This window comes from Variovorax sp. Soil_C_17 (genome assembly GCF_057657265.1).
Genome location: NZ_JBDGIT010000003.1, coordinates 450,162 through 475,168, shown reverse-complemented (window position 1 = coordinate 475,168; position 25,007 = coordinate 450,162). Strand labels below are relative to the sequence as shown.

The 25,007-nt window shown below is 67.6% G+C and carries 23 protein-coding genes; 3 read left to right on the top strand and 20 right to left on the bottom strand.

The genetic code is table 11. The features are described 5' to 3' along the window. Positions 1-2: 2 nt before the first annotated feature. The 4 genes from AC3A6Y_RS17360 to AC3A6Y_RS17345 form a co-directional block, all read right to left on the bottom strand. The gene (locus AC3A6Y_RS17360; RefSeq protein ID WP_487869468.1) at positions 3-1,181 is read right to left on the bottom strand and encodes an efflux RND transporter periplasmic adaptor subunit; all 1,179 of its coding nucleotides are present in this window, start codon (positions 1,179-1,181) and stop codon (positions 3-5) included. Next, on the bottom strand, positions 1,178-1,801 hold the full coding sequence (locus AC3A6Y_RS17355; RefSeq protein WP_487869467.1) for a hypothetical protein: 624 nt from the start codon (positions 1,799-1,801) through the stop codon (positions 1,178-1,180). Before AC3A6Y_RS17355 ends, AC3A6Y_RS17360 begins: the two co-directional genes overlap by 4 nt. Beyond that, complete coding sequence (locus AC3A6Y_RS17350; protein WP_487869466.1) at positions 1,798-3,009, bottom strand: TolC family protein; 1,212 nt, start codon at positions 3,007-3,009, stop codon at positions 1,798-1,800. The genes AC3A6Y_RS17355 and AC3A6Y_RS17350 overlap by 4 nt, the downstream gene beginning before the upstream one ends. Before the next feature lie 369 nt (positions 3,010-3,378). Continuing rightward, positions 3,379-3,732 carry a hypothetical protein gene (locus tag AC3A6Y_RS17345; protein WP_487869465.1) on the bottom strand — a complete coding sequence of 118 codons (354 nt, stop codon included), beginning with the start codon at positions 3,730-3,732 and terminating at the stop codon, positions 3,379-3,381. A gap of 126 nt (positions 3,733-3,858) precedes the next feature. Between AC3A6Y_RS17345 and AC3A6Y_RS17340 the strand changes: the two genes are divergently transcribed. Continuing rightward, entirely contained in the window at positions 3,859-4,548 is a 690-nt protein-coding gene (locus tag AC3A6Y_RS17340; RefSeq protein WP_487869464.1) for an SGNH/GDSL hydrolase family protein, read from the top strand. A 478-nt stretch (positions 4,549-5,026) separates the two neighbouring features. On the opposite strand, the gene AC3A6Y_RS17335 is transcribed toward AC3A6Y_RS17340, so the two are convergent. Continuing rightward, entirely contained in the window at positions 5,027-5,554 is a 528-nt protein-coding gene (locus tag AC3A6Y_RS17335; RefSeq protein WP_487869463.1) for a protein-tyrosine phosphatase family protein, read from the bottom strand. 142 nt (positions 5,555-5,696) lie between these two features. Between AC3A6Y_RS17335 and AC3A6Y_RS17330 the strand changes: the two genes are divergently transcribed. Further along, a complete protein-coding gene (locus AC3A6Y_RS17330; RefSeq protein WP_487869462.1) occupies positions 5,697-5,894 on the top strand; it encodes a hypothetical protein in 198 nt (65 codons plus the stop codon). 114 nt (positions 5,895-6,008) lie between these two features. Here AC3A6Y_RS17330 and AC3A6Y_RS17325 read toward each other — a convergent pair whose 3' ends face one another. The 9 genes from AC3A6Y_RS17325 to argA all read right to left on the bottom strand — a co-directional run bounded on the left by AC3A6Y_RS17325 (position 6,009) and on the right by argA (position 15,776). Next, positions 6,009-6,233 carry a hypothetical protein gene (locus AC3A6Y_RS17325; RefSeq protein WP_146163035.1) on the bottom strand — a complete coding sequence of 75 codons (225 nt, stop codon included), beginning with the start codon at positions 6,231-6,233 and terminating at the stop codon, positions 6,009-6,011. 161 nt (positions 6,234-6,394) lie between these two features. Further along, on the bottom strand, positions 6,395-6,967 hold the full coding sequence (locus AC3A6Y_RS17320; protein ID WP_487869461.1) for a hypothetical protein: 573 nt from the start codon (positions 6,965-6,967) through the stop codon (positions 6,395-6,397). A gap of 26 nt (positions 6,968-6,993) precedes the next feature. Then, positions 6,994-8,967, bottom strand: a complete 1,974-nt coding sequence (locus tag AC3A6Y_RS17315; protein WP_487869460.1) for an ABC-F family ATP-binding cassette domain-containing protein — start codon at positions 8,965-8,967, stop codon at positions 6,994-6,996. A gap of 85 nt (positions 8,968-9,052) precedes the next feature. Further along, a complete protein-coding gene (gene prmB / locus AC3A6Y_RS17310) occupies positions 9,053-9,916 on the bottom strand; it encodes a 50S ribosomal protein L3 N(5)-glutamine methyltransferase (RefSeq protein WP_487869459.1) in 864 nt (287 codons plus the stop codon). Positions 9,917-9,998: 82 nt separating this feature from the next. Continuing rightward, a complete protein-coding gene (gene dapE, locus AC3A6Y_RS17305; RefSeq protein ID WP_487869458.1) occupies positions 9,999-11,180 on the bottom strand; it encodes a succinyl-diaminopimelate desuccinylase in 1,182 nt (393 codons plus the stop codon). A 7-nt stretch (positions 11,181-11,187) separates the two neighbouring features. Then, a complete protein-coding gene (locus AC3A6Y_RS17300) occupies positions 11,188-12,336 on the bottom strand; it encodes a PilT/PilU family type 4a pilus ATPase (RefSeq protein ID WP_487869457.1) in 1,149 nt (382 codons plus the stop codon). 49 nt (positions 12,337-12,385) lie between these two features. Next, the gene (gene dapD, locus AC3A6Y_RS17295; RefSeq protein WP_487869456.1) at positions 12,386-13,210 is read right to left on the bottom strand and encodes a 2,3,4,5-tetrahydropyridine-2,6-dicarboxylate N-succinyltransferase; all 825 of its coding nucleotides are present in this window, start codon (positions 13,208-13,210) and stop codon (positions 12,386-12,388) included. Further along, on the bottom strand, positions 13,207-14,418 hold the full coding sequence (gene dapC, locus AC3A6Y_RS17290) for a succinyldiaminopimelate transaminase (RefSeq protein ID WP_487869455.1): 1,212 nt from the start codon (positions 14,416-14,418) through the stop codon (positions 13,207-13,209). Before dapC ends, dapD begins: the two co-directional genes overlap by 4 nt. A gap of 11 nt (positions 14,419-14,429) precedes the next feature. Beyond that, entirely contained in the window at positions 14,430-15,776 is a 1,347-nt protein-coding gene (argA, locus tag AC3A6Y_RS17285) for an amino-acid N-acetyltransferase (protein WP_487869454.1), read from the bottom strand. A gap of 136 nt (positions 15,777-15,912) precedes the next feature. Here argA and hrpA point away from each other — a divergent pair, with 136 nt between their 5' ends. Next, entirely contained in the window at positions 15,913-19,806 is a 3,894-nt protein-coding gene (gene hrpA, locus AC3A6Y_RS17280; RefSeq protein WP_487869453.1) for an ATP-dependent RNA helicase HrpA, read from the top strand. Between the two features lie 66 nt (positions 19,807-19,872). On the opposite strand, the gene AC3A6Y_RS17275 is transcribed toward hrpA, so the two are convergent. The 6 genes from AC3A6Y_RS17275 to lptF all read right to left on the bottom strand — a co-directional run bounded on the left by AC3A6Y_RS17275 (position 19,873) and on the right by lptF (position 24,988). Then, a complete protein-coding gene (locus AC3A6Y_RS17275) occupies positions 19,873-20,031 on the bottom strand; it encodes a DUF3309 family protein (protein ID WP_083944858.1) in 159 nt (52 codons plus the stop codon). Positions 20,032-20,164: 133 nt separating this feature from the next. Next, positions 20,165-21,394 carry a pyridoxal phosphate-dependent aminotransferase gene (locus AC3A6Y_RS17270; protein WP_487869452.1) on the bottom strand — a complete coding sequence of 410 codons (1,230 nt, stop codon included), beginning with the start codon at positions 21,392-21,394 and terminating at the stop codon, positions 20,165-20,167. Then, on the bottom strand, positions 21,391-22,332 hold the full coding sequence (locus AC3A6Y_RS17265; protein WP_487869451.1) for a CysB family HTH-type transcriptional regulator: 942 nt from the start codon (positions 22,330-22,332) through the stop codon (positions 21,391-21,393). Before AC3A6Y_RS17265 ends, AC3A6Y_RS17270 begins: the two co-directional genes overlap by 4 nt. Positions 22,333-22,395: 63 nt before the next feature. Beyond that, a complete protein-coding gene (locus tag AC3A6Y_RS17260) occupies positions 22,396-22,767 on the bottom strand; it encodes a sirohydrochlorin chelatase (RefSeq protein WP_487869450.1) in 372 nt (123 codons plus the stop codon). A gap of 8 nt (positions 22,768-22,775) precedes the next feature. Further along, positions 22,776-23,882: an LPS export ABC transporter permease LptG gene (gene lptG / locus AC3A6Y_RS17255; protein WP_487869449.1), complete on the bottom strand. Its 1,107-nt coding sequence runs from the start codon at positions 23,880-23,882 to the stop codon at positions 22,776-22,778. Continuing rightward, entirely contained in the window at positions 23,879-24,988 is a 1,110-nt protein-coding gene (gene lptF / locus AC3A6Y_RS17250; RefSeq protein WP_487869448.1) for an LPS export ABC transporter permease LptF, read from the bottom strand. The genes lptG and lptF overlap by 4 nt, the downstream gene beginning before the upstream one ends. Positions 24,989-25,007: the final 19 nt, after the last annotated feature.

The window sequence follows — 25,007 nt, the reverse complement described above, 5'->3', positions numbered from 1 at the left end:
GTTCAGCGGATTTGCGCGATCAGCGACGCGCCTTGCACCACCACGCGGTTGTCGGCGCCGAGGCCCTGGATGACGATCACGGTGCTGGCGTCGAGCGCCCGGTACTGCACCGGCTGCGGGATGTAGCGCTCGGCGCCGGATTTGATCCACACGATTGGCTCGTTGGAGTTGTTGCGCACGATGGACTGAGCGGGCAGGACAAAGCCCTTGATGCGCTCGTCGAGCGACGCGAGGACCGTGACCGGCTGGCCCACCGCCAGGGGCATCGCGGCGCCGGGCTTGTCGGCCTGCGCCTGAAAGGTGATCGGCAGCACGCCGTCACGCAGTGAGCGCGCGGCACCGAGCAGCTTGAGCTTCACGCCCAGTATGCCCTGCAGGGAGGCGTCCCCGAGGCGTGCGGGCAGGGATGCGTCAGCGGTCGTTGCCTCGACCAGCACACGCGACGGATCGACCACTTCGTACAGGACATCGCGCGCCTCCACGACCTGGCCGGCCATCGCGTCGGCCCGCGCGATCACGCCGGTGACGGGGGCAGCGAGCGCTTCGCGCACGCCCAGGCTTGCACCGATGCTCTTCTCGCGCGCGGACAGGCTCTGCAGCTCGGCGCGAGCGGCTTCGATCTCCTTGCGCGGCACCGTGCCTTCGAGCGAATGCAGGCGCTCGACACGCTGGGCCGCCAACTGCCGGCTGCTGCGCAGCTCCGCCAGCTGCGCTTGCTGGTTCGCCTGCGCATAGGGTTCGGCATGGTGCTTCACATAGGCCAGCACGTCGCCTTGCCGCACCGCCTGGCCGGCCACGGGCAAGCCGCGCGGACCGGGCTCGATGCGCCCGCCATGCACGGCCTGGACGCGGCCGCCGGCGTTCGGATCGACGACGATTCGGCCCGGCAATTCGATCGTGGCGGCTGCCTCGGTCTGCATGGCCAGGATGGTCCTCACGCCAAGGCGACGTTGAGCCAGCATCGGCACTTGCACGCTGCCATCGGGCAGGCGGGCGAGGCCCGAGGTGCCGCTGGCGCTTCCAGCCGCATCCAGGTGCTCTCCATTGGGTCCATGAGCGCCCGGGGATGCGAATGCCGATCCGAGCGCTGCGCAACTCAGCACAAGAGCAAGAGCAAGCGCGATCAGCGCCGACGAACGCAGTGTCGGGTGGCGCAGAAAGACAGGGAATCGTGAGTTCATTGCGCTGCTCCGGCCGTCGCCTTGGACCGGCGGTTGAGGAAATAGATGGCCACGCCCAGGACCGGAAGAGTCAACAGGATCCACGCTGTTGCAGGAAGGCCGCGGCCGTGCTCATCGTCGTGTGAATGACCGCCAGCGCCGGCGGCGGCGCCGTCGCTCTTGAGAGTTCCGTCGAGAAGGTCCGAGTCCGTGCCGGCGATCACGGTGACCACGAGCGCGTGCTCGCCGGGCGCTCTCAGCGCCTTCAAGAAGGCGGCATCGTCGACAGCGTAGTCCCCCATGTCCGAATGGAACTTGGCGGCAGCCTTCAGTCCGCCAGTTTCGACTTCGACCTTTGCTTCGAGAACCGGTTCGCTGGTCTCGAAGTGATTGATGAGCATCGAGAACTCATCGGAGCGCAGGTACCCGACCAGCTCGAACGTTTCTGACTTGGCCTCGATGCGAGGTGGACCGCTGCCGCCGGCGGTTGCCTGGGCCGGGGCGTCGAGATGTTCGCCGTTGGGACCGTGCGCTCCGGGCGCGGCCGCGGCCCCCGCGCCCAGCAGTAGCATGAAAGGAAGCGTGGCTGCCAGCACCAGTCGGCTCAGCTGGCCTCTGGTGATGAAAGAGGGCGATGTCATGGGAAGAGTCCGAGTACTTGTTGAAGTTGGGCGTGCGCCAGGCCGAGCGCGGCGTGCTGCCGCGCAAGCGCGGCTTCCGCCTGGGCCGCGGCATTCGCGGCGCGCAGAAGCTCCGGCAGGGAGCTCTCTCCGGCCTTGAAGGAGCGGTAGATGAGCTGCGCGCGCTCACGCAGCAGTTGTGCTCGGGTGCGCGTGCTGTCGAGTTGCCGCGCTGCGCTTTGCAAGCCGTCGCGGGCGATGGCCACATCGGCGGCATGGCGCTCGCGCAGGCGCAGCTCGGTGGTCTCGGCGACATCGAGTTCACCGAAGGCAGCCGCCTGCAGCGGCGCATTCCTGCCCTCTGTGCCCAGGGGAATCTTCAGTCCGATGCCGATGCCGCGTTGGGTCGCGTCACCCAGGCCGGGCGCTTCCTCCCGGTAGCGCAGCGAGAGCTCCGGCGGATCTCGCCGCGACGCGTTGACCGCATCGACCCGTTTGCGCGCCCGCTCCACCGCCTGCGTGGCTGCGAGCAGTTCCGGGTGATCGCCGGCGGGCTGAGTGCCGTTCAAATCGGCCGTGACCGAGGGCGGGGTCAGCGCCGGCATCGCATCGAGCCCGGTCAGCGTTCGCCATTGGGCACGCGCCGCGTTCACACGTTGGTCGGCCTCGCTGCGCGCGGCTTCCGCTTCCAGCAGTTCTCCGCGCGCTGCCAGGGCATCCGCGCGTGCCAGATCGCCGGCGCTCACGCGGCGCTGCACGTCGTCGGCAATTCCGTTCAGGTAGCGCGCCTGGGCAGCGACAGTTGCCGCTTCGGCCAGCGCCGCCGCAAGTCGCCAGGCCGATTCGCGAACCTGCCCAGCGATGCGCAAGCGCGTGGCGTCCATCGTCGACTGGGCGAGCCTGAGTTCTGCGTCGGCCACTGCCGCGCGCGCATCACGCTGGCCGGGCATCCAAAGCGGCCAAACCAAGCCCACCTCGGTTTCCCGACGGCCGGCGCTGGAATGGAAGCGATCGTTGAGGTGATTCATTTCGACCGACGGTGGCGCCGCCCAGAGGCTGGAGGCCGCCGTCTGCTCGGCGCGCGCGCGGCGGGCCTGCGAGTCGCTCTCGCGGGACTGGACGGCGCGTTGCCAAGCGGCTTCGCTGGCCTGGGAAAGCGTGACGGTGACCGATGCGCTGCTGAGCGGCGCGGACGGCCCCGGCTGTTGAGCCAGCGCCGGGGCCGCCATGGCAATAACAATTCCTGCAAGGGCGCAGGAAACAGACCATGGAACTGGGTTCACAAGATTCCTGGGATGGGGGACTGCCCGGCACCTTCATAGGTGCCTTGCATTCCTTGGTGTTGACATAGACCCTGTCGCCGACCCGAAGCGCCTCGGCGTCTGTTACAGGGCAACGCGTTCCGCATGCCGGGCGACACGGACCACCGTGAAACGGCGTTGAGCGACATCCAGCAATGCCATCTCTCTGCGGCAGTGGACCTGAAGGGGGGTCCGACTGCCATGCTCACGCGCGCGCGTGGCGGAATATCCGAACGATGATGGATTGCGTGAAAACGGCTCAGCGCACGCGGGATGCGGCACTGAGCAGAGGCGTTTTCAAGTCGTCAGTCGAGGAGGTCGTCGAAGGCCGTCGAGATACGGCCAGGGAGGTGCGGGCTCGTTTGCCAAGAAGGGCCGATCCATGGCCGAAGGGGTGAACAGCGAAGCGCTCGCCAGCATGACGGCGGCACCGCCCAGACACCCGTCTGCCACGACGTGTTGAACGGACTCGTCCGAGTCGTCTTGCGAGACCGAACCGTCATCGTGATGATGATGCGGCTGTTCTTGCCAATGAAGGACCGCATGCGCAGCCTCCTCGACGTCGCCCAACGCCTGCGCATAGCCTCCAATGGCCAAGGTCTGCCAGAAGGCAGAGATCAGCAGGAGTAGCAAGGCGAGCCGGCGGCGCATTGGCGAAGTCTAGCCGAAGGCATGGCCGCCCAGAGGCGAGCGTCAGCGGCACGTTGGCGCTGCCTATGAGAATTCGAAAGCGACCTACATCGCCAAGCAGCACTGCGTTGCGATCCCCGGCATCTGATGTATCGTGCCGCCTGGATGAAACTTACACACCTCGAGCGCGTTTTCGCGCTGGCCGCTGCAGTCCTTCTTTCAGGCTGCAGCGCTTCCAAGCCACTCCCTCCCATCGTCGACCTGCCGCAGCCAGCGGCCGCTCGGAAGCCGCGCCACGACTGCAGCGTCACCCTCTACGGAGACAGCATCTTGCATGGGGTCGCGGATCCGGCCGGCAAGATGCGACTGGAGGAGCACCCGGCCGAGGTGATCGAGCGCCTGCGCCCCGCCTACTTCGTGGTCGACAAGACGGTGCCGGGGGACTTCATCGTTTACCGCTCCAGCGAGTTCCTGCGCGATCGCATCATGACCCGCCTCGTGGTGATCGAGCACGGCATGAACGACGCCAGCCAGCGCTTCGACTATGCGGAGCCGCTGCGCAAGATGATCCGGCGCATCAAGACGCTCGGCAAGACGCCCATCGTCACGGGGCTGTCGCGCGCGCAGGTCGGCGCCCGCGACGCCTACGACGCCATGGCGCGGCGGATCGCGGCCGAAGAGGGCGTGGTCTTCGCGGACTGGGGTGCCGTCGGCATGACGCCTGCCGATCTGCAGGACGGACTGCACCCCACCCAGGCCTACAGCAGACGCCTCGCCGAGCAGTTGGTGAAGGCGCTCGATCGCGCAGCGCCGGAGTGCGTCACGGCCCAGCGGTAGGACGGCCTGCGAAGCTTCCGGATCTGCTCCTCGGTGAAATGGACGAGGAGGGTCAACGCGGCTGCCGGTCTCGCTTCATCGAGGTGGAGACGAGGCACAACAGGTAGCGCTCCACGGCCTGTTGCTCCGCTCGCTCCAGAGACGCCAAGGTCCGGAGCTGGTCGGGCGTCGGGCCCTCGCCGCTCCCGCATAGACGGTCCCCCACGGATTCAATCAGCAGTTCGCGCCAAGCCACAGTGGCGGCCCTGCTGCTCACCATCTTCGAGCGCAACCGTTCCAACTCTGCCTGGTCGCATGCGTCCATGACCTCGCCTTGAATTGAGTGCTTAAGTTTTAATTCCAGCATCAAGGAAGCGTCAAGCCTCGTCTGTAGGCGAACAGCCGAAGAATGAAGGCGAGGCGAGGTGGCGGGAAGGCGGGCTCCGGCGTTCCGAACGATCCTTCCGAGGCAGGCTTCAGGTCTCCAGCCCGCGGGAGCTCAACGCTTGGGCCGGACGTAGGCCATCGCCTTGAAGTCCTCGAAACTCGGGAGCTCCCACTCCACATCGCTCGAGAAGCGGTGGCTGTCCAGCCAGGCCGACCAGCAGGCAAACTGCGGCGGCGAAGGCGCGATCACGGGCCGCTGCTTCTTCATCAGGGCGAGTGCGTCGAGCGGAGCGTGGCCGCGGTGCACGAGCACGCACAGCGCCAGCGTCGCAGAGCGGCCGATGCCGTACTCGCAGTGGATCAGCACACGCTGTCCCTGATCCAGGAACTCGTTGGCGAAGCGAATGCCGTGCTCCAGGTCCGGCGTCTCCACCGGGTGCATGTCCGAGGTGGGCAGGTGCAGGAGGGCAATGCCGTGCCGGCGGAACAGCTGCACGTCGGGCACGGCCTCGCCGCGCAGGTCGATCACGGCCTGGATGCGATGCTCGCGCGCGAGCAGCTCCGCGCATTCGGAGGGGTAGCTGCCGCCGACGGCCAGCAGTTCGGTGATCCAGTTGAAATTGGGTTGCCAAGCGTCCACGGAAAAAACTCTAGCGCGATTGGTCCTGCGCAAGTGCAACGGGATAACACAGCCCTCCTCTCGCTGATGTAGGTCGAATCATTAAACTAAAGCGTGCATTTCTACCTAGATTGAAATGCATTAAGTAAGCACAATGACCTACATGAAGACTGACACCCAAGCAGCAACAACCCATGAATGGTGGAAGGACCAGGCGAATTCTGACGAGCAGCGCGCCTTCCTGGCGTCCTACCGCTCCGCCCAACGCACCGAGAACGCCATGGCCTGGCGCCGCAACGTGATGCTCGGTGTTCTCTGTGTCTCCATTCCGATCCTGTTCCGTCTGATCAGCACTCTGTGAGTGACGCAGGAATGGGAAAAAGACTTCCATTTCGCGCGTAGTGGATCATCCGGAACGCGAAATTTCCGGCGGCCGTACAGGGCGGCCGGGCTACGGGATGAATTCGGTGAGAACTCAGTCGGGGTCGTTGCCGCCCGTCACCGGCTGGCCACCTGCAATCGCCGAGACGAGGCCAACGGCACTTGCGCGGAGCAGTTCCTGTCGAAGGGCCGCTTCCAGCTGACGGCGCGCGGTGTCAGGCCGATCGTGGTCGTACTCTTCGTCCAACTCGCAATGCAGGTAGTAGTCGACCCGAGCCATGAGCCGTTCCAACGATGCTGCGAGATCTGTCTCATTCATCTGTTAACTCCTCACCTCGATCCCTGACTTGACACTGGGCCGCCGTTTTTCCCGGTCTCTTGGCCGGCATTATGAGCTTGACAGTCGGCCAGGCCAGATTTCGTAAGATGGTATGCCATCAGCGCGTGGGGGCAAACCGACGGCGGACGGGCGGCGCCGGCTCAATGGGGGCGCAGGCGTGGCCATCCAAAGCGGCGACGGGGGGTACTCGGTGCGCCAATGGGGGGCGCTTTCCCTTCGGCCTCCGACAACGGGAGCAAGTGGCGGACCGATTGCGCGACCTTGACGCAATCGCGGATATGGAGCTCGCCCAGCGCCCGCAGGGCCGCATAGCCGATCGCGGCCGAGACGACCTGGCCTGCAACGGGCACGTACTTGGTGGCCTGCTTCGCCGTCATGCGGATGCCGGCATGGCGTGCCAGCTTGATCAGCAGCTCGCGCGTCACCAGTTTGCCCACCAGCAGGGCGCCGGCCGCGGCGGCTGCATGCTGGATGCGTTCGCGCTGGTGGGGGGCCAGCCCTTCGATCTGGGTCACGGAGAGGCCGAATTCCGCACTGATGCGCGGGATCAGCCGCGACAGCAGGGCGGCGTCGGCGGCCCAGTCGAGCCCGGGAATGGGCACGGCGCTGGCGGCGGCCGCGATCAGCGCCTTGCGGCCGAGCATGCGACGGCTGCGCTGGATGGCCGCGATCAGCTGCGGATCGCCGCGGGCGAGTTCGAGGGCCGAAGGCATGGTTCGGCGCAGGCTACCACGTCCCGTCAGGTGGCGGCCAGTGTTTCGATCTCGTCCGACAGCGACAGCCAGCGCTCCTCGAGGCGGCCGATCTCGTCGTTCAGGGCCTTGAGCCGTCGACCTGTCTCGGCGATCTCGAGGGCGGGCAGCGGGGTCGATAGCTGCGCTTCGAGCGAGGTCTTTTCGGCATGGGCAGCGGCCAGTTGCTCGTCGATCTGCGCCAGCTCGCGCTTCAGCGGCCTGGCCTGGTTGCTGCGCTGCTGGCGCTCCTGCGCCGCGGCCTGCGGCGAAGGCGCGGTGGCCGGAGGGGCCGCCGCGGTCTCGGCCGCCTCGCGCGTGGCCAGCCTGGCTTCTTCCCGCAGGCGCTTCGCCTCGTCCAGCAGGTAGCGCTGGTAGTCGTCGAGGTCACCGTCGAAGTCGCCGACCCGGCCGCGGCCGACCAGCCAGAACTCGTCGCAGACCGAGCGCAGAAGGGCGCGATCGTGGCTCACCAGCATCAGCGTGCCCTCGAACTCGTTGAGCGCCACGGCCAGGGCCTCCCGCGTGGCCAGGTCCAGGTGGTTGGTAGGCTCGTCCAGCAGCAGCAGGTTGGGGCGCTGCCAGACCATCATGGCCAGCACCAGGCGGGCTTTCTCGCCGCCGCTCATGGTGCCGACGGGTTGCTTCACCATGTCGCCGCTGAAGTTGAAGCTGCCGAGGAAGCCGCGCAGGTCCTGCTCGCCGGTGCGCTCGCGCGCGTTGGGGCCGAGCTCTCGTGCCATGCGCACCATGTGCTCCAGCGGGGTGTCCTGGGGGCGCAGCACGTCGAGCTCCTGCTGCGCGAAGTAGCCGATGTTGAGGCCCTTGCCCTCGGTCACGGTGCCGGCGAGCGTGCCCATCTCGCGGGCGATGGTTTTCACCAGCGTGGACTTGCCCTGGCCATTGGCGCCGAGGATGCCGATGCGCTGTCCGGCCAGCACCGAACGGTTGACGCCCGTCAGGATGATCTTGGGCGGCTCGCCGTCCTGCAGATAGCCGAAGCTCGCCGCGCTGATGGTGAGCATCGGGTTCGGGATGTTGCCCGGCTCCTTGAACTCGAAGCTGAACTCGGCCTCGGCCAGCAGCGGCGCCACCTTCTCCATGCGCTCCAGCGCCTTGACGCGGCTCTGGGCCTGCTTGGCCTTGCTCGCTTTCGCCTTGAAGCGATCGATGAACTTCTGCAGGTGGGCGATCTTGTCCTGCTGCTTGGCAAAGGCCGACTGCTGCAGTTCGAGCTGCTGTGCGCGCAGCGTCTCGAAGGCGCTGTAGTTGCCGCCGTAGCGGGTGAGCTGCTCGTGCGCGATGTGCAGGGTGACGTCGGTCACGGCGTCGAGGAACTCGCGGTCGTGGCTGATGACGATCATGGTGCCCGGGTACTTCTGCAGCCAGGCCTCGAGCCAGACCAGGGCGTCCAGGTCCAGGTGGTTGGTCGGTTCGTCGAGCAGCAGCAGGTCGCTCGGGCACATCAGGGCGCGCGCCAGCTGCAGGCGCATGCGCCAGCCGCCGGAGAAGCTGTTGACCGGCTGGTCCAGCTCATGGACCTTGAAACCCAGGCCGAGGATCAGCGCCTGCGCGCGCGGCACGGCGTCGTGCTCGCCGGCGTCGTGCAGGTCGGTGTAGGCGTGGGCCAGGGCCATGCCGATGTCGGCATCGTCGGGATCGGCGGCGTGGCCGGCCTCGGCGAGCGCGAGCGCCTCGCGCAGCTCCACCAGCCGGGTGTCGCCGCCGACCACGAAGTCGGTGGCCGACTCCGCCGTCTCGGGCATGTTCTGGGCAACCTGGGCCAGGCGCCAGGACGACGGCATGGAGAAATCGCCGCCGTCCTCGTGCAGCGTGCCGTTGAAGAGGGCGAACAGGGTGGACTTGCCGGCACCGTTGCGCCCCACCAGCCCGACCTTTTCGCCGGGGTTGATGGTGACGCTGGCGCCGTTCAGCAGGACCTTGGCGCTGCGGCGCAGGATGACGTTTCTTAAGGTGATCATGTCAGCGTCCGCCCGGCCGCCCGAAGGGCGCTGAGCGCACCCTGAGGGGGCAGCGATACACGAAGCAATGAGCGTGGGGGTATTTTCATTTCAGGGAATCGCGGGTGACCAGAAGCACCTGGTCGTCGCCGGCGCTGGTGGCGAGCCACACCACCTCGAGGTTCGGGAACGCCGCCTCGAAATGCTCGCGCTCGTTGCCGATCTCCAGCACCAGCACGGCGTGCTCGCTCATGCGGGACGGGGCGTCGGCGAACAGCCGGCGCACGAAGTCCATGCCGTCGGCGCCGCCGGCCAGCGCCAGCTCGGGCTCGGCGCGGTATTCGGCGGGCAGGGCGGCCATGCTCTGCGCATTGACGTAAGGCGGGTTGCAGAGGATCAGGTTGTAGGGGCCGCGCAGGGCGGCGAGCCCGTCGGATTCGACGAGCGTGATGCGATCGTCCAGCTGGTGGCGCGCGAGGTTGATGGCCGCGACCTCGAGGGCCTCGGTCGAAAGATCGGCCGCATCCACGCGGATGTCCGGATAGCTCAGCGCCGCCAGCACGGCCAGGCTGCCGTTGCCGGTGCACAGGTCCAGCACCCGTTGCGTGTGTTCGCCGAGCCAGGGGTCGATGGTTCCGTCGGCCAGCAATTCGGCGATGAAGCTGCGCGGCACGATGGCGCGCTCGTCCACGTAGAAGGGCACGCCCTGCAGCCAGGCCTCCCGGGTGAGGTAGGCCGCGGGCTTGCGCGTCGCGATGCGGGCCGCCAGCAACTCGGCCACGCGGGCGGCGTCCGCCGGCGAGACCGGGCGCTCGGCCGCTTCGTCCAGGCCATCGAGCGGCAGGCCGAGGCGCCACAGCACCAGCCAGGCGGCTTCATCGAAGGCATTGCCGGTGCCGTGGCCGAAGGCGACGCCAGCCGCGGCCAGCTGCCTTTCGCCGGCCTCGATCAGTTCGATCACCGTGGTCACTACAGCCCCCGCGCTCGGCACTGCGTGTTCTCGCTGCCGCCCGAGGGGACGCGAGCTCGCTTGAAGCGGTTCTGCGTGGCGCTCATGCCGAAAACAGCGCGTCGAGCCGATCGATCGTGCGTTGGTAGATGTTCTTGAGCTGCTCGATCTCGGCGACGGCGATGTGCTCGTCGATCTTGTGGATGCTGGCGTTGACCGGGCCCAGCTCCACCACCTGTTTGCAGATCTTCGCGATGAAGCGCGCGTCGCTGGTGCCGCCGCTGGTCGACAGCGCGGTCTCGATGCCTGTCTCGTCGCGGATGGCCTGCTGCACCGCGGCCACCAGCTCGCCGGGCGGAGTGAGGAAGGGCAGGCCGCCCACGGTCCACGACAGGGTGTAGTCGAGCCCGTGCGCATCGAGCACCGTCCTGACCCGCGCCTGCAGCGACTCGGGCGTCGCCTCGGTCGAGAAGCGGAAGTTGAAATCGACCACCGCGCTGCCGGGGATCACATTGCTGGCGCCGGTGCCTGCGTGGATGTTGCTGATCTGCCAGCTGGTCGGCTGGAAGTGGGCGTTGGGCGCCGCGTCCCAGCCGCCCGCGTCGTTGATCGCGACCAGTTCGGCGAGCGCGGGCGCAAAGGCATGGACCGGGTTCTTCGCCAGGTGCGGGTAGGCGATATGGCCCTGCACGCCCTGAATGGTGAGCCGGCCGCTCATGGTGCCGCGGCGGCCGTTCTTGATCATGTCCCCGCAGCGCTCGACCGAGGTCGGCTCGCCGACGATGCAGTAGTCGAGGCGTTCTCCGCGCGCGGCCAGCGCCTTGCAGACCACCACCGTGCCGTCGACGGCGGGACCTTCCTCGTCGCTGGTGAGCAGCAAGGCCAGCGTGAGCCGCGGGTCGGGCCGCAAGGCCAGGAAGTCCTCGATGGCGACCACGAAGGCGGCCAGCGAGGTCTTCATGTCGCAGGCGCCGCGGCCGTAGAGCCGGCCATCGCGGTGGGTGGGCGTGAAGGGATGGCTGTTCCACTGTTCCAGCGGACCGGTGGGCACGACGTCGGTATGGCCGGCGAAGACCAGCGTGCGCGCGGCCTCGGCGCCCGCGCTGCCGGGGCGCACGGCCCACAGGTTGGTCACGCGGAAGTCGGCGGGGCCGCTTTCGAGGGTCTCGAGCCTGAAGCCCAGCCGCGCCAACCGCTCGCCGAGGATCTGCTGGCAGCCCGCATCGTCGGGAGTGACCGAAGGGCGCGAGATCAGTTGTTCGGCGAGTTGCAGCGTGCGGGACATAAAAAAGCTAGTGGCGGACGTCGAGCGTGATGTCCGTGAAGGAGGGTTCGTCGACCTGGTCGAGCAAGGCCTGCTCTTCCTTGCGCGCCGGCGCGGCCTTGCGGTTCTGCAGGCGCCACATCAGGTTGGTCGGGGAGTCGGCCTGCGACAGGCCTTCTTCGCGGGTGATGCGGTTCTCGGTGATGAGTCGGGCGATGTCTTCCTCGAAGGTCTGCGAGCCTTCGGCCATGGACTGCTCCATGGCCTCCTTGACGCCGGAGAAGTCGCCCTTGCCGATCAGCTCGGCCACCAGCGCGGTGTTGAGCATCACCTCCAGCGCCGGCACGCGGCTGCCGTTGGGCGTGCGCAGCAGGCGCTGCGCGACGATCGCGCGCAGCGCGCCGCTCAAGTCGTTCAGCAGGGTGGGGCGCACCTCCACCGGGTAGAAGCTCAGGATGCGGTTGAGCGCGCGGTAGCTGTTGTTGGCATGCAGCGTGGCCACGCACAGGTGGCCCGACTGGGCGTAGGCGATCGCGGCCGTCATGGTCTCGCGGTCGCGGATCTCGCCGATCTGGATCACGTCGGGCGCCTGGCGCAGTGCGTTCTTCAGGGCGATCTGCAGCGACTGCGTGTCGCTGCCGACGTCGCGCTGGTTCACCATCGATTTCTTGTTGGTGAAGGTGAACTCGATCGGCTCTTCGACCGTCAGGATGTGGCCGCTGGCGTGCTCGTTGCGGTAGTCCAGCATGGAGGCCAGGGTGGTGCTCTTGCCGGCGCCGGTGGAGCCCACCATCAGGATCAGGCCGCGCTTCTCCATCACGAGCGTCTTGAGGATCTCGGGCAGATTCAACTCGTCGAAGGAGGGGATCACCGAGGCGATATGCCGCACCACCACCGCATAGCTGCCCCGCTGGCGCATGCCGCTGATGCGGAAGTTGCCCGCGCCTTCGAGGGCGATCGCCATGTTGAGCTCGCCGGTAAGTTCGAGTTCGGCGATGCGCTGCTCGGGCACCACCTCGGCCAGCAGGGCCAGTGGCGCCTCGGGCGGCAGCACTTGCGCGTTGATGGGCACGCAGTTGCCGTTGATGCGGATCAGCGCCGGGGATTGCGCCGACAGGTAGATGTCGGATGCCTTGCGCTCGGCCATCAGGCGAAGAATTCGCTCCATCGTCTTCATCGGCTCTCTCCTCCAGCGTGTTGTGAAAAAAAAGTGGCGGCTCGCCGGCTCAGTCGCGCAGCAGGTCGTTCAGCGAGGTCTTGGCGCGCGTCTGCGCGTCCACGCGCTTGACGATGATCGCGGCATAGAGGCTGTACTTGCCGTTGTCCTTGGGCAGCGTGCCGCTGATCACCACCGAGCCCGCGGGCACGCGGCCGTAGGAGACTTCGCCGGTGGCGCGATCGTAGATGGGGGTGCTCTGGCCGATGTACACGCCCATCGAGAGCACGGAGTTCTCTTCGATGACCACGCCTTCGACCACTTCGGAGCGCGCGCCGATGAAGCAGTTGTCCTCGATGATGGTCGGGCCGGCCTGCAGCGGCTCCAGTACGCCGCCGATGCCCACGCCGCCCGAGAGGTGCACGTTGGCGCCGATCTGGGCGCAGGAGCCGACGGTGGCCCAGGTGTCGACCATGGTGCCTTCGCCCACGTAGGCGCCGATGTTCACGTAGGAGGGCATGAGGATCGCGCCCTTGGCGATGTAGCTGCCGCGGCGTGCGACGGCCGGCGGCACGATGCGCACGCCGGCTTCCTTGAGCTCGTTGGCCGAGAGGTGCGAGAACTTGGTCGGCACCTTGTCGTAGAAGCCGAGCGAGCCGGCCTGCATCTGCTCGTTGTCCTTGAGGCGGAAGGACAGCAGCACGGCCTTCTTGATCCACTGGTGCACGGTCCACTGGCCCACGGCCTCGCGCGTCGCGACGCGCAGCTGGCCGTTGTTGAGCTCGGCGATCACGTGCTCGACCGCATCGCGAACTTCCTTCGGAGCGCTGGTGGCGGAGAGATTGGCGCGGTCTTCCCACGCGGCGTCGATGGTCTGCTGGAGTTGCTGGGTCATGGATGGGCTCGGTTCTGGATGAAGTTCACGATGCGCTGCGCGGCCTCGGTGCATTCGGCGGTGTCGGCCACCAGTGCCATGCGGATGCGGCCGCGGCCCGGGTTGGCACCGTTGGCCTCGCGCGCGAGGTAGCTGCCTGGCAGCACCGTGACATTGTATTGAGCGTGGAGCGCCCGGGCGAAGGCGGCGTCGTCGCCCTGCCACGCGGCGGGGATGCCGGCCCACAAATAGAAGCTCGCGTCAGGCAGCCGGACGTCCAGGACTTTCTCGAGCAGAGGCGTCACGGCGGCGAACTTGGCGCGGTACTGGGCGCGGTTGTCCACCACGTGCGCCTCGTCGCCCCAGGCCGCCATGCTGGCCGCTGCCACGGCCCCGCTCATGGCGCTGCCGTGGTAGGTGCGGTAGAGCAGGAAGGACTTGATGATCGCGGCATCGCCCGCCACGAAGCCGCTGCGCAGGCCCGGCACGTTGCTGCGCTTGGACAGCGAGGTGAGGGCGACGAGGTTGCGGAAGTCGCTGCGGCCCAGCTTGGCCGCGGCCTCCAGGCCGCCGAGCGGCGGCTCGTCGCGGAAGTAGATCTCGCTGTAGCACTCGTCGGACGCGATCACGAAGCCGTGGCGGTCGGACAGGGCGAAGAGCTTCTGCCACTCCTCCATCGGCATCACTGCGCCCGTGGGGTTGCCGGGCGAGCACACGAAGACCAGTTGGGTGCGTTCCCACACCGCGGCCGGCACGCTGTCCCAGTCGACCGCGAAGTTGCGCGCCGGCACGCTCGGCACGTAGTACGGCTCGGCGCCGGCCAGCAGGGCAGCGCCTTCGTAGATCTGATAGAAGGGATTGGGCGAGAGCACCACCGGGCCCGGCTTCTTCGACGCATCGACCACCGTCTGCGCGAGCGCGAACAGCGCCTCGCGCGATCCGTTGACCGGCAACACCTGTGTCGCCGGGTCCAGTTCGAGCGCGTAGCGGCGCTGCAGCCAGGCGGTGAAGGACTGGCGCAGCTTCAGGTCGCCGGCGGTCGCCGGATAGACCGCCAGCGCGCCCAGGCCGGCCGACAGTGCCTGCTTGATGAATTCCGGCGTCGGATGCTTGGGCTCGCCGATGCCCAGGCTGATGGGCGCGAAATCCGGATTGGGCGTGACATCGGCGAAGAGCCGGCGCAGCCGCTCGAAGGGATAGGGTTGCAGCTTGGAGAGCAGGGGATTCATGTCGTTGCCGTTCAGAGCTTCTTGACCAGCACCTGGCTCTTGCGGTCCCAGTTGTACTTGCGCTTGCGCGCCTCGGGCAGCCAGTCGGGGTTGACCTGCTGGAAGCCGCGCTTCAGGAACCAGTGCATGGTGCGGGTGGTGAGCACGAAGATGCTTTCGAGCCCGCTGGCCTTGGCGCGCTGCTCGACGCGCTTGAGGATGCGTTCGCCGTCGCCCTGCGACTGCGATTGGGGCGACACGGTGAGCGCCGCCATCTCGGCGGTCTTGGCTTCCGGATAGGGGTAGAGGGCGGCGCAGCCGAAGATCACGCCGTCGTGCTCGATCACCGTGTACTGGCCGATGTCGCGCTCGATCTCGGTGCGGCTGCGCTTGACCAGGGTGCCGTCGCGCTCGAAGGGCTCGATCAGTTGCAGGATGCCGCCGATGTCGTCCGCCGTCGCCTCGCGCAGCGATTCGAGCTTTTCGTCGATCACCATGGTGCCGATGCCGTCGTGCACGTAGACCTCGAGCAGCAGCGAGCCGTCGACCGCGAACGGAATGATATGGTTGCGCTCCACGCCCGCTTCGCAGGCCTTGACGCAGTGCTGCAGGTAGAAGGCCGTGTCGGTCGGCTTCTGCGGGGACGAGAGCGAGGCCAGCAGCTTCTTCGCGCTGTCCAGGGGCAGCTCGGTGTCGATGGGGTTGTCCTCGCTGATCGGCTGGGTGGGGTCCTGCGCAATGCCGGGCACTTCGGTCAGGAAGATCAGCTTGTCGGCCTGGATCGAGATGGCCACGCTGGTCGCGACCTCCTCCATCGTCAGGTTGAAGGCCTCGCCGGTGGGCGAGAAGCCGAAGGGCGACATCAGCACCATGGCCCCGAAGTCCAGCCCGCGGCGGATGCCCGCGGCATCGACCTTGCGCACCAGGCCCGAATGCTGGAAGTCGACGCCGTCGACTACGCCGACCGGCCGGGCCGTGATGAAGTTGCCGGAAATCATGCGCACCGTCGAGCCGGCCATGGGCGTGTTCGGCAGGCCCTGGCTGAAGGCGGCTTCGATCTCGTAGCGCAACTGGCCGGCGGCCTCTTGCGCGCAGTCGAGCGCCACCTCGTCGGTGATGCGGATGCCGTGCGAGTACTTCGCCTCGTGGCCCTTGGCGCGCAGCTGTTCGTTGACCTGCGGCCGGAAGCCGTGCACCAGCACCACCTTGACGCCCATGCTCTGGATCAGCGCCAGGTCCTGCGCGATGTTGGGCAGCTTGCCGGCTGCGATGGCCTCGCCCGCCATGGCGACCACGAAGGTCTTGCCGCGGTGCATGTGGATGTAGGGCGCCACCGAGCGGAACCAGGGGACGAAGGTGAAGTTGAAAACGGTGGACATGGGCGGGATCGGACAGGCAGGAAGGCAGGTCGCAAGATAATCGACGATTTTCCCCGAACTGCCGCCCTTGTCCTCGACTGCGCTTCGAATCGAATTTCCAGAGTCCCTGCCGGTGTCGGCCCGGCGCGACGAAATCATGGCCGCCATCGCCGCGCACCAGGTGGTGATCGTCTGCGGCGAGACCGGCTCCGGCAAGACCACCCAGTTGCCCAAGATCGCGCTGGCGATGGGCCGCGGCAAGCTCAACGCGCCGCCCGGCCGGGGGCGGCTGATCGGCCATACGCAGCCGCGGCGCATCGCGGCTTCGTCCGTGGCCAAGCGCATTGCCGAAGAGCTCAAGACGCCGCTGGGCGAGGTGGTGGGCTACAAGGTGCGCTTCCAGGACCGGCTGTCGCGCGACGCCTCCGTGAAGCTGATGACCGACGGCATCCTGCTGGCCGAGACGCAGACCGACCCGCTGCTCAAGGCCTACGACACGCTGATCATCGACGAGGCGCACGAACGCTCGCTCAACATCGACTTCCTGCTGGGCTATCTGCGCGAGATCCTGCCGCGGCGGCCGGATCTCAAGGTGATCGTGACTTCGGCGACCATCGATGCCGAACGCTTTGCGCGGCATTTCGCGTCGGCGAGCCCGGCGTCGGGCCGCCCCAGGCCGGGCGCGGCCGCCTCGGGGGGCAGCGACGACGCGCAGCGCGGAGCGACGGGGCCGATGACGCCGGCGCCGACCATCATGGTGTCGGGCCGCATGTACCCGGTCGAGCAGCGCTACCGACCCTTCGAGGAGTCGCGCGACTACGACCTCAACGATGCCATCGCCGACGGCGTCGACGAGCTCTGGCGCGACCCGCGCGATGCGGGCGACATCCTGGTCTTCCTGCCCGGCGAACGCGAGATCCGCGAGGCGGCCGACCACCTGCGCAAGCACCTGAGCCACCAGCCGCTGTTGCGCAACGCCGAGGTGCTGCCGCTGTTCGCGCGGCTGTCGCAGGCCGAGCAGGACCGCATCTTCGACAGCCACAGCGGCCGGCGCATCGTGCTGGCCACCAACGTGGCCGAGACCTCGCTGACGGTGCCGGGCATCCGCTACGTGATCGACGCCGGCACGGCGCGCGTCAAGCGCTACAGCTTCCGCAGCAAGGTGGAGCAGCTGCTGGTCGAGCCCATCAGCCAGGCCGCGGCCAACCAGCGCGCCGGGCGCTGCGGGCGGGTCGCGAACGGCATCTGCATCCGGCTCTACGACGAGAAGGACTTCGAGTCGCGGCCGCGCTTCACCGACCCCGAAATCCTGCGTTCCTCGCTGGCCGGCGTGATCTTGCGGATGAAGTCGCTGCACCTGGGCGACGTGGAGCGCTTTCCGTTCCTCGAGGCGCCGCAGCGGCGCGCGATCGCCGACGGCTACCAGCTGCTCAACGAGCTCGGCGCGGTCGACGATGCGAACGAGCTCACGCCGATGGGCGCGGAGCTGGCGAAGCTGCCGCTGGACCCGCGGGTCGGGCGGATGATCCTGGAGGCGCGCAGCCGCGGCGCGCTCGAGGAGGTGCTGGTGATCGCCAGCGCGCTGTCGGTGCAGGACGTGCGGGACCGGCCGCTCGATGCGCAGCAGCAGGCCGACCAGGCGCATGCCAAGTTCGACGACGAGAAGAGCGAGTTCAGCGGATATCTGCGCTTGTGGCAATGGATTCATGATGCGCGCGGCGGGGTGGGTACGCCCACCCACAAGCTCAGCAACCGCCAGTACGAACAGCTGCTGCGCCAGAACTTCGTCAATGTCCGCCGCGTGCGCGAGTGGCGCGACATCCATTCGCAGCTGCTCACGGTGGTCACCGAGCACAAGTGGCGCATCAACGCCACGCCTGCGAGCTATGAAGCGCTGCATGTGTCGATGCTCTCCGGCCTGCTCGGCAACGTCGGCTGGAAGATGGAAGAGGACCCTTCGACAGGCTCGGGACAGGGTTCGGAATACCTCGGCGCGCGGGGCATCAAGTTCCACCGCCATCCGGGCGCGCACCTCAAGAAGAAGCCGGGCCGCTGGATCGTCTGCGCCGAACTGGTGGAGACCACGCGCCTCTTCGGCCGCGGCATCGCCAACATCGAGCCGCAATGGCTGGAACAAGTGGCGGGCCACCTGCTCAAGAAACAACTGCTCGATCCGCATTGGGAGAAGAAAAGCGCGCAGGTCGTGGCGCTGGAGCGCGCCACGCTCTATGGCCTGGTGGTCTACAGCGGGCGGCGCGTGGAGTTCGGGCGTGTCGATCCGGTCGCGGCCCGCGAGATCTTCATCCGCGAGGCGCTGGTCGGCGGGCAATGGGAAAGCAAGCTGCCCTTCCTGGCGGCCAACCGCAAGCTGGTGCGCGAGATCGAGGGCCTGGAGCACAAGGCACGCCGGCAGGACGTGCTGGTCGACGACGAGCTGATCTACGCCTTCTACGACGCCCAGCTGCCGCCCGACGCAGCCAGCGGATTCGGCTTCGAGAACTGGTATCGCCAGGCCTCGAAAGAGGCGCCGAAGCTGCTCTACCTGACGCGCGAGGAGCTGATGCGCCACCAGGCGGCCGGCATCACGACGCAGTCCTTCCCCCCCACGCTGCGCCTGGGCGGCGTCGACTGCGCGGCCAGCTACCTGCACGAGCCCGGCGACCCCCGCGACGGGCTGACCGTGAGCGTGCCGCTCTTCGTGCTGAACCAGGTGAGCGAGGAGCGCTGCGAGTGGCTGGTCGGCGGCATGCTCAAGGACAAGGTGCAGGCGCTGCTCAAGAGCCTGCCGCAGAAGCCGCGCGCGCGGCTGGTTCCGCTGCCGGAATCCGCAACGCGGCTGGCGCAGGTGCTGAGCGCGCCGGAGGTCTTCGGCCATGGCTCGCTGACCGATGCGCTGCTGAAGCGCGTGCGCGACGAGACCAGCCTGGACGTGAAGCGCACCGACTTCAAGCTCGACATGCTGCCGCCGCACCTGTTCATGAACCTGCGCGTGATCGACGAGCACGGGCGCCAGCTCGGCATGGGCCGCAACCTCGGCGCGCTCAAGGCGGAGCTGGGCGCGAAGGCGCGTGGCGCCTTCCAGGCGCTGGCCGGGCTGCAGGTCCGGGCCGCGCCCGATGCGCCGGCTGCGGACGCCGGCCCGGCCGCGCAGCCGGCGGCTCGCGCGGCGGAGAAAGCCGGTGCTACACCGGCATTGCCCGCCGGGCAGCGCTACACCCGTTGGAGCTTCGGCGAGCTGCCGGAGCTGATGGAGGTGCGCCGCGGTGCGCAGTCGCTGATCGGCTTCCCGGCCCTGATCGATGCGGGCGATGCAGTCACGATCGAAGTCTTCGACGAACCGGCGGTGGCCGCCGCCAAGCATCGCGCCGGCCTGCGCCGGCTGTTCGCGCTGCAGCTCAAGGACGCACTCAAGTACCTCGAGAAGAACATTCCCGACCTGCAGAAGATGGCGGTGGCCTACATGCCGCTGGGCACGGCCGAGGAACTGCGCGAACAGATCGTCGAGGTGGCGCTCGAGCGTGCCTTCCTGCAGGAGCCGCTGCCGGCCGACCAGGCGGCCTTCGAGCGCCGCGTGGAGGAGGGGCGCGGGCGGCTCACGCTGATCGCCAACGAGATCGCCCGTCTCGCGGGCGCCATCCTCGGGGAGTACGCCCTCGCCGCGCGCAAGATCAAGGACACCAAAGTCCAGCCCGAGGCGACCGCCGATGCCGCGCAGCAGCTGCAGCGCCTGGTGGGCAAGCGCTTTGTCGCGCAGACTCCCTGGCCGCGGCTGGCGCACTTTGCGCGCTACCTCAAGGCCATCAGCCTGCGGCTGGACAAGCTGCGCGCCGATCCGGTCCGCGACGCCCAACGATTGGCGGAGCTGCGGCCGCAGGAACAGCGCTACTGGCGCCTGGTGGCCGAGCGCAAGGGCGCGGTGGACGAGCGCATGGACGAGTTCCGTTGGCTGCTCGAGGAACTGCGCGTGAGCTTCTTCGCGCAGGAGTTGCGCACGCCTCAGCCGGTCAGCGTCAAGCGGCTGGACAAGCTCTGGGCGCAGCTGCAAGGCTGAAGCGCGGACGAAAAAAAGCCCACCGGCGGTGGGCTTTGCCTTCGTGGCGCCGTGGCGCCGCCGGGCCTATATGCGCCCCATGAGGAGCAGCACGATGACGACCAGCACCACCAGGCCCAGGCCGCCGCTCGGCCCGTAGCCCCAACTGCGGCTGTAGCCCCAGCTCGGCAGTGCGCCTATCAGCAGCAGGATCAGGACGATCAGCAGGATCAGCGAGAGCGACATGGAAGACTCCTTGGTGTTGTAAACCTAGGCCTTCATGGTCGAGGCTGGCCGGCTTGCCCACCGCCGGAAGGCGCGCCCTCCGGCAGTCAGGACTCTCCTACCGTTTGTGTCAGAAGGTGCAGATGAATCGGGCTCAGAGCCGGGCCAGCCGCTGCAGCGCCGTGCGCAGCGTCTCGTCTTTCTTGGCGAAGCAGAAGCGCACGACCCGCTGGTCGAAGCCCCCGGCGTAGAAGGCCGACAGCGGAATGGCGGCGACGCCGATCTCGCGGGTGAGCCACTGGCAGAAATCCGCCTCGCCGAGGTCGCTGACCTCGCGGATGTCCACGCACTGGAAGTAGGTGCCGGCACTCGGCAGCAGCTTCAGCCGCGTCTTCGCCAGGCCCTCGGCGAACAGATCGCGCTTGTGCTGGTAGAAGGCGGGCAGTTCGAGGTAGGGCGCCGGATCGGCCATGTAGCTGGCGAGCGCGTGCTGCATCGGCGTATTGACGGTGAACACGTTGAACTGGTGCACCTTGCGGAACTCGGCCGTGAGCGGCGCCGGCGCCGCGACGTAGCCGACTTTCCAGCCCGTCACGTGATAGGTCTTGCCGAAGCTGCTGACGATGAAGCTGCGCGCGGCCAGTCCCGGGAAGCGCGCCGCGCTCTCATGGCGCGCTCCGTCGTAGACCATGTGCTCGTAGACCTCGTCGCTGATCACCAGCACGTCGGTGGGTGCCAGCAGCGCCTCGAGGCGCCGCATCTCGGCCTCCGTCCAGACGGTGGCGCTGGGGTTGTGCGGCGTGTTGACGACGATGGCGCGCGTGCGCGGCGTGATCGCGGCCGCGATCTTGTCGAAGTCGGGCCTGAAGCTTCCGGGCGTGAGCGGCACCCGCACCACGGTGCCGCCGGCCAGCTCGATGTTGGGTGCGTAGCTGTCGTAGCAAGGCTCGAGCACGATCACCTCGTCGCCGGCGTGCACCACGGCAAGAATCGCGGTGATGATGGCCTGGGTGGCGCCGGCGGTGATGGTGATCTCGCTCGCCGGGTCGTAGCGGTGGCCGTACAGCGTCTCGACCTTCGCGGCGATCGCCTCGCGCAGCGGCAGGATGCCGGGCATCGGCGGGTACTGGTTGTGGCCCGCTGCCATGGCGGCCGTCACGGCGTCGAGCAGCTTCGGGTCACAGCCGAAATCCGGGAAGCCCTGGCCGAGGTTCACCGCGTTCTTCTCGACGGCCAGCGCCGACATCACGGTGAAGATGGTGGTGCCGACGCTCGGCAGCTTGGTCTGCACGTCGGGCGTGCGCGCGACGGGGGCGCTGATCGAAGTACCTTCGCCTTCGGCTGCGGTAAGAGCTCCCTTCGGAGCAGCCGTGGAGGGGCTCATAGTTCGTAGTCCTCGTGGTGCCCGGCCAAGGCCTTGGCGATCAGGTTGCGGTCGAGCCGGTCGGACAGCAGCTCGGCGAATTTGAAGACGAAGTTGCGCAGGTAGGCGCTGCGCTTGAAGGCGACGCGGGCGATGTTGGTGCCGAACACGTGGCCCATCGGCCGCACCACCAGGTCGGCGTTGGAGTCGTCGCGTACCGCCATCTCGGCCACGATGCCGACGCCCAGGCCCAGGCGCACGTAGGTCTTGATCACGTCGGAGTCGATCGCCTCCAGCGCGATGCGGGGCGTGAGCTTCTTCTGCGCGAAGGCGTGGTCGATGCGCGTGCGGCCGGTGAAGGAGGGGTGGTAGGTGATGATCGGCTCGGCCGCGATGTCCTCGAGATGGATGCGTTCCTTCTGGGCCAGCGGGTGCGTGTTGGGCAGCACCAGCACGTGCTGCCACTCGTAGCAGGGCAGGGTCACGAGCTCGGTGTAGTCCGACAGCGACTCGGTGGCGATGCCGATCTCGGCGATCTCGTCCATCACCATCCGGGCCACCTGGTCGGGCGAGCCCTGGTGCAGGCTGACGTTGACCTTGGGGTAGGCTTCGCGCAGCTTGGCGACGGGCACGGGCAGCACGTAGCGGGCCTGCGTGTGGGTGGTGGCGATCGAGAGCGTGCCGCTGTCCTGGGCGCTGAACTGCTCGCCGATGCGCTTGAGGTTGCCCACCTCGCGCATGATGAGCTCGATGCTCGCCAGCACATGCTGGCCCGGCTCGGTGACGCGCTTGAGGCGCTTGCCGTGCCGTGCGAAGATTTCCACCCCCAGTTCTTCCTCGAGCTCGATGATCGCCTTCGACACGCCGGGCTGCGAGGTGTGCAAAGCCTTGGCTGCCTCGGTCAGGTTGAGGTTGCGACGCACCGCCTCCTGCACGAACTTGAACTGGTGAAGATTCATAACAAATTCCGTCTTATTTCGGATTTCATTATGCCTTCGATGTCTATCGAAAACACCGAAGGTTCAGGTCTTCAGTGCGATCCGGGCCAGCAGATCGAGCACCTCGGGTTCCTCGCCGACGGCTCGTGCCAGTTCCACCGGCACCTGCGGATGCAGGGCGCGAAGTTCATCGAGCAACCCGGGCAGGTCCTCGCGCAGATGCTTGCCCATGCCGAGAAAGAGCGGGACCACGCGGACACTGCCCACTCCGCCTGCCACCAGCTCCGCCATGGCGCTGCGCAGGTCGGGCTGCGACAGCTCCAGGTAGGCGCAGCGCACCAGCGCGGCCGGGGCGCGTTCGGCCACCCGCCGCGCCACGGCTTCCACGGGCTCGCGCCAGCGCGCATCGCGCGACCCATGCGCGAGCAGGACGATGCCGGGAGCGCGTTCCTGCATGCGGACCGCTAGCGCCGCAGCACCAGCCACGTGAAGGCCGCCAGCGACATCACCGAATAGATGAGGCCGGGGGCCGCGGCCGTGATCCAGGGCAGCCAGTTGCTCAGGTTGCCCAGGTAGCCGAAGACGTTGTTCAGCAGGAAGAAGCTGATGCCGATCATCACGCCGCCGAACACGTAGGCCGTGATCCCCGCCTGGCGGAAATGCAGGTACGCGAAGGGCAGGGCGAGCACCACCATCACCAGGCAGGACAACGGGTAGAACACCTTGCGCCAGAACTCGATCTCGTAGCGCTGGGCGGTCTGGCCGTTGGCATCGAGGTGCTGGATGTATTCGAACAGGTCGATGGTGCGCATGCGGTCCGGCCGCAGCAGCGCGACCGACACCATCTCGTTGGTGAGCGAGCTCGGCCAGTTCACCACCGGAATGTGCGTGGTGGTGACGCGGACCTTGTCGGCATTGCCCGTGTCGTAGTGCTGCTGCTCGACGCCGATCAGCGTCCACACGCCGTTCGCGATGTGCGCCTGTGCGGCGGACGTATGCGAGACCAGCAGGCCCTTGGCGCCGAACTCGAAGATGCGCAGGTCCTTCAGCATGGCATTGCGCGAGATCGACGCCACGTTCACCGCGTAGGACTTGTCTCCCTGCTTTTCGCGCAGCCAGGCGCCGGTGTAGCCCACCATCGAGTAGGTGCCCTGGTAGCGCGACTTCAGCAGCTGGGCGACGCGGCCGGAAGCCGGCGAGACATAGTCGCCCACCGCGAAGGTCAGGATGACGAAGCCCACGCCCAGCACGAGCAGGGTGCGCAGCGCGCGCCAGGGCCCGAGTCCGCTGGTGCGCAGGATCGTGTACTCGGAGCTCTGCGCCAGCCGCGCCATCACGAAGATGGTGCCGATCAGCACCGCGATCGGCAGCAGCTCGTAAAGGTGGCTCGGAATCAGCAGGGCGACGTACATCAAGGCCTGCGCGGCGCCATAGCCCAGCGTGCCGGGCTGGCCGATGGACTGCAGCTCGTCGACGAAGTCGAAGAAGAAGAACAGGCTCAGGAAGCCCAGGGTCACGAAGGCCACGGCCTTCAGCACCTCGACATAGATCAGTCGTCGAATGGTTTTCACGTCGGGGAGCTTTCCGGCGACCGGCGGCGGGCGGGCAGCAGGCGCCAGCTCCAGTTGAAGTGGCGCTTGGCCAGCCAGACCAGGCCGAGCACCATGGCGCCGCCATGCAGCGCCACCATGAACCCGGCCATGCCGTAGCGGCCCATGCCGACCCAGTTCTGGCCGAGGTTGAGCAGGTTGTAGTAGAGGACGAAGGCGCACAGCGCGAACAGCAGGTTGCCGCTGCGGCCCACGCGCGGGTTCGCGCTCGACACGGTCAGCGCCAGCACCACGAAGTTGATGGCGGCGAGCACCATGCCGATGCGCCAGGCCAGCTCGCCGCGATTGGTCGCGCTGGGCTCGCGCAGCAGCGTCAGGGTGGTCTTGGCGCGCACCGGCGCGGCCCCGTTGGAGGTGTCGATGTCACTGCCGACCTTGGCGCCATAGCTGCGGAACTCGCTGATCTTGAGCTCCCCGGGTGTCAGCGGGCGTTCGAGCCGCTGGCCGTTGCTGAGCATCAGGTAGCGCGCTTCGCCGATATCCTCGATGCGGCCGCTCTGCGCCGAGGTGATGATCTGCAGGTTGCGCTCGATGGAGGAGATGAACACGTTGCTGGCCGTGGCACTGTCGGGCGCGTCCTTGTCGATGAAGAACACCCGCAGGCGCCCGGCCGACTCGCGGAACTCGCCGGGCGACACGCGCTCGATGTCGCTGCGCCGCTGGTACTGGTCGCGCATGCCCTGGGTCTGCGAGTTGGCCCAGGGCCAGCCGACCAGGGCGAAGACCGCGATCAGCAGCAGGATCGGCCAGGCGAAGCGGAACAGCGGCGGCGCGAAGTTGGCGAGGCCGCGGCCGCTTGAAAACCAGATCACCATCTCGCTGTCGCGGTACATGCGCGACAGGGTGCCCACGATCGACACGAACAGGCTGAGGCTCAGGATCGTCGGCATGTAGCCGAGCACCGTGTAGGTCATCACCAGGAAGACCTCGGAGGGATTCACGGCGCCACGGGAGGCCAGCCCGAGGGTGCGGATCAGCATCATGGTCATCACGATGGTGATCAGCACCACCAGCGTGGCCCCGAAGCTGCGCGACAGCTCCTTGCGTATGGAGGAATGGAATAACATCGTCGAGGGAAAAAAAGGA

Bases quoted from the DNA above. Each gene is read 5' to 3' on its own strand.
- AC3A6Y_RS17360 (WP_487869468.1), bottom strand. From the start codon at position 1,181: ATGAACTCACGATTCCCTGTCTTTCTGCGCCACCCGACACTGCGTTCG.
- AC3A6Y_RS17315 (WP_487869460.1), bottom strand. From the start codon at position 8,967: ATGATCACCTTAAGAAACGTCATCCTGCGCCGCAGCGCCAAGGTCCTG.
- AC3A6Y_RS17260 (WP_487869450.1), bottom strand. From the start codon at position 22,767: ATGCAGGAACGCGCTCCCGGCATCGTCCTGCTCGCGCATGGGTCGCGC.
- AC3A6Y_RS17350 (WP_487869466.1), bottom strand. From the start codon at position 3,009: ATGGCGGCCCCGGCGCTGGCTCAACAGCCGGGGCCGTCCGCGCCGCTC.
- AC3A6Y_RS17345 (WP_487869465.1), bottom strand. From the start codon at position 3,732: ATGCGCCGCCGGCTCGCCTTGCTACTCCTGCTGATCTCTGCCTTCTGG.
- AC3A6Y_RS17265 (WP_487869451.1), bottom strand. From the start codon at position 22,332: ATGAATCTTCACCAGTTCAAGTTCGTGCAGGAGGCGGTGCGTCGCAAC.
- dapD (WP_487869456.1), bottom strand. From the start codon at position 13,210: ATGACCCAGCAACTCCAGCAGACCATCGACGCCGCGTGGGAAGACCGC.
- dapE (WP_487869458.1), bottom strand. From the start codon at position 11,180: ATGTCCCGCACGCTGCAACTCGCCGAACAACTGATCTCGCGCCCTTCG.
- hrpA (WP_487869453.1), top strand. From the start codon at position 15,913: ATGGCCGCCATCGCCGCGCACCAGGTGGTGATCGTCTGCGGCGAGACC.
- lptF (WP_487869448.1), bottom strand. From the start codon at position 24,988: ATGTTATTCCATTCCTCCATACGCAAGGAGCTGTCGCGCAGCTTCGGG.
- AC3A6Y_RS17330 (WP_487869462.1), top strand. From the start codon at position 5,697: ATGAAGACTGACACCCAAGCAGCAACAACCCATGAATGGTGGAAGGAC.
- AC3A6Y_RS17355 (WP_487869467.1), bottom strand. From the start codon at position 1,801: ATGACATCGCCCTCTTTCATCACCAGAGGCCAGCTGAGCCGACTGGTG.
- dapC (WP_487869455.1), bottom strand. From the start codon at position 14,418: ATGAATCCCCTGCTCTCCAAGCTGCAACCCTATCCCTTCGAGCGGCTG.
- AC3A6Y_RS17320 (WP_487869461.1), bottom strand. From the start codon at position 6,967: ATGCCTTCGGCCCTCGAACTCGCCCGCGGCGATCCGCAGCTGATCGCG.
- AC3A6Y_RS17300 (WP_487869457.1), bottom strand. From the start codon at position 12,336: ATGAAGACGATGGAGCGAATTCTTCGCCTGATGGCCGAGCGCAAGGCA.
- argA (WP_487869454.1), bottom strand. From the start codon at position 15,776: ATGTCCACCGTTTTCAACTTCACCTTCGTCCCCTGGTTCCGCTCGGTG.
- AC3A6Y_RS17270 (WP_487869452.1), bottom strand. From the start codon at position 21,394: ATGAGCCCCTCCACGGCTGCTCCGAAGGGAGCTCTTACCGCAGCCGAA.
- AC3A6Y_RS17340 (WP_487869464.1), top strand. From the start codon at position 3,859: ATGTATCGTGCCGCCTGGATGAAACTTACACACCTCGAGCGCGTTTTC.
- AC3A6Y_RS17275 (WP_083944858.1), bottom strand. From the start codon at position 20,031: ATGTCGCTCTCGCTGATCCTGCTGATCGTCCTGATCCTGCTGCTGATA.
- AC3A6Y_RS17325 (WP_146163035.1), bottom strand. From the start codon at position 6,233: ATGAATGAGACAGATCTCGCAGCATCGTTGGAACGGCTCATGGCTCGG.